Origin of the sequence: Lachnoclostridium sp. MSJ-17, from assembly GCF_018918205.1 — a bacterium.
Classification (GTDB): domain Bacteria; phylum Bacillota; class Clostridia; order Oscillospirales; family Acutalibacteraceae; genus Ruminococcoides.
Genome location: NZ_JAHLQB010000025.1, coordinates 1 through 2,704, shown reverse-complemented (window position 1 = coordinate 2,704; position 2,704 = coordinate 1). Strand labels below are relative to the sequence as shown.

Annotated in this window: 3 protein-coding genes and 1 pseudogene; all 4 read right to left on the bottom strand. The window is 54.8% G+C overall.

Going from position 1 to position 2,704, the window contains the following annotated elements; translation table 11 throughout:
- The coding region (gene rsmI / locus KQI64_RS01645) for a 16S rRNA (cytidine(1402)-2'-O)-methyltransferase (RefSeq protein WP_216523035.1) at positions 1-797 on the bottom strand (797 nt) is incomplete at its 3' end.
- 4 nt (positions 798-801) lie between these two features.
- Complete coding sequence (locus KQI64_RS01640; protein ID WP_216523034.1) at positions 802-1,539, bottom strand: tRNA1(Val) (adenine(37)-N6)-methyltransferase; 738 nt, start codon at positions 1,537-1,539, stop codon at positions 802-804.
- Between the two features lie 77 nt (positions 1,540-1,616).
- Positions 1,617-1,786 (bottom strand): annotated as a pseudogene (locus tag KQI64_RS01635) (DUF362 domain-containing protein).
- A 91-nt stretch (positions 1,787-1,877) separates the two neighbouring features.
- A partial coding sequence (locus tag KQI64_RS01630; protein WP_216523033.1) for a PSP1 domain-containing protein occupies positions 1,878-2,704 on the bottom strand: 827 nt, incomplete at its 5' end.

Below are 2,704 nucleotides of genomic sequence, written 5' to 3'. Positions count from 1 at the left end.
TTCTTAAAGCCCGTCATCGCGGCGGCGTTTTTGGCGGCTTCCGTCGTCTTTTGACCGTCGGCGATAAGGCGTTTCGCGAGTTCGACCGCGTCATGCAGTGTGCAGCTTTCAGCCGCTTCCTCCTCGCGCTTGCCCTCGAGAACGAGAACGATCTCACCCTTGATGCTGCCGTCAGAGTATTTTTCGGCGGCTTCCGCGGTGGTGGTGCGGATAACCTCCTCGTGGATTTTCGTCAGCTCTCGCACAATGCTGAGCTTTCTGTCTCCAAACGAGGAATAGAGGTCGCGCAGGGTAGAGGGCAGCTTGTGCGGAGCCTCGTAAAAAATCATCGTCCTGCGCTCGTTTTGAAGGCTCTGCAGGTGTTCGCTGCGGCTTTTTTTGTTGACGCTGAGAAATCCCTCAAAGCAGAAGCGGCCTGTTTCAAGTCCCGATATTGCCAGTGCCGAAATCACCGCGCTCGGGCCGGGTACGACGACGGTTTTTATGCCGCGCTCTTCGCACAGCTTGATTAAATCCTCACCGGGGTCGGATATGCAGGGCATACCCGCGTCGGTGACGATCGCGCAGTTTTCTCCCTGCTCGATTCTTTGGCAGATAATCTCTCCGCGCTCGCGTTTGTTGTGCTCAAAGTAGCTCACCATCGGCTTTTTTATCCCGAGGTGGTTGAGCAGCTTCAGGGTCACGCGCGTGTCCTCTGCGGCGATGAAGTCGACCTCCCCGAGAGTTTTTGCGGCTCTGGGCGAGAGGTCGCCGAGGTTGCCTATCGGCGTTCCCGTTACGTATAAAATACCGGACATATATTTACTCCATATGATTTGATTTGTAGTCTCCGTAGATTTGCAGCATTTCCTCTGAGAAGCTGCCGCTATCGTCCTCGATGAAGAGCGTTGGCAGGACGTTCAGGAACCCTCGGTTGCCGCCCTTTCTGCCCTCGATTAAAAAGAGCTTCGGAGCCTTTGACCTGCGCTGCTGAACCAGCCGCAGCACCTTCGGCTCGATCGAGAACTTTCGCATGGCTTCCATCACGTCTGCTAACCTTTCGGGGCGCTGGCAGATGCAGAACCTTCCGCCGAACTGCAATAGGCGCGACGCGCTCTCGCATATATTGTCGAGCGTGCACTCGGTTTCGTGCCGTGCGATTAGTTTCGCGCTTTCGGGGTTCCTGATGCCGCTGCCGCCGAGCTTGTAGGGCGGATTGCAGGCGACGAGGTCGTAGTATCCGAACGGCAGTACGCCCTTTAGCTCCTTTAGGTCGGCGTTATACACCGTCATCTGAATGAGGCCGTTGCGGCTTATGCTGTCCTGCGCGAGCTTGCAGGCGTTTTCCTGAATGTCCACCGCCGCGATCTCGAGTTGTTTGTTTTCTCTCAGCCAAATAAGCGGAATCGTGCCGCAGCCTGTGCCGAGGTCGACGCATTTTTTCCGACCCTTAGGCTGCGAGAAGTTCGCAAGCAGGATTGTGTCGGTCGAAAAGCGGTAGCTCTCCGACACGTATATTTCCAAGCCGCCGCCGAGCGGCTCGAGGTGAATGTTGTTCATAGCTTTTCCTCTGACAAAAGAACAGCGGCAAGGATAAAAACCCTTGCCGCCGATGTTTCAATTTCAGCTGCCCGAAATCAGCCCTCTACGGGAGCGCCTACGGGGCAAGCCTCTGCGCAGGAACCGCAATCAACGCAAGCGTCAGCGTCAATTACATACTTGCCGTCGCCCTCTGAAATAGCAGAGCAGGGACACTCGTCTGCGCAAGCACCCACATGATGCATTCATCAGTAATTACATATGCCATAGGTAAATCCTCCTTGATTAAATTTCACTTATATTATAACATCTATTTCCGTGAAATCAAGAGGTGCGGCAAATTTTTTTATCAAACTTTGTTATTCCAAGCCGTTGAGCTTTTCCAGTTCCTTCTTGTCGACCTTGATAAAGCCGTCCTTGATCAGTCTGCACTGCCTTACCTTGAAGGTTTTGGGTGCTACGTCGTCGGGCGTGTTGTCGAGCTTTACCTTGAGTGTGCGCGCGATAAGGTTGTTTTCGACCACAAGACCCTTGCCCTCGGGAGTGTTTACGACAGCGCCGACCTTTGGGGTATGGCGGAGAAGGTCTGTGTATGCCTCCTGCTCGTACTTGAGGCAGCACATCAGTCTGCCGCAGGTGCCCGAGATTTTTGTCGGTGAGAGCGAAAGTCCCTGTTCCTTAGCCATCTTGATTGAAACGGGCTGGAACTCGCCCATGAAGCGGCTGCAGCAGAAGGGTCTGCCGCAGATTCCCAGACCGCCGAGCATCTTTGCCTCGTCGCGGACGCCGATCTGGCGCAGCTCGATCCTTGTGCGGAAAACGGACGCGAGATCCTTTACCAGCGCGCGGAAGTCGACCCTGCCGTCGGCTGTGAAGTAGAAAATGATCTTGCTGTTGTCGAAGGTGTACTCGACGTTGACGAGCTTCATCACGAGCTTGTGCTTCGCGATCTTCTCCTCACAGATTTTGTGGGCTGACTTTTCCTTTTTGCGGTTCTCCTCAACGCGGCGCAGATCGTCCTTTGTGGCGATGCGGACGAGCGGCTTCAGCGGGTGGTTGAGCTCCTTCTCGTCGATATCCTTGTTGGGCATCGCGACCTCGCCGCATTCCAGACCGCGGGCGGTTTCGACGATGACCTTATCTCCTGTGGAGAGCTTGTTGTCCAGCGGGTCAAAGTAGTATACCT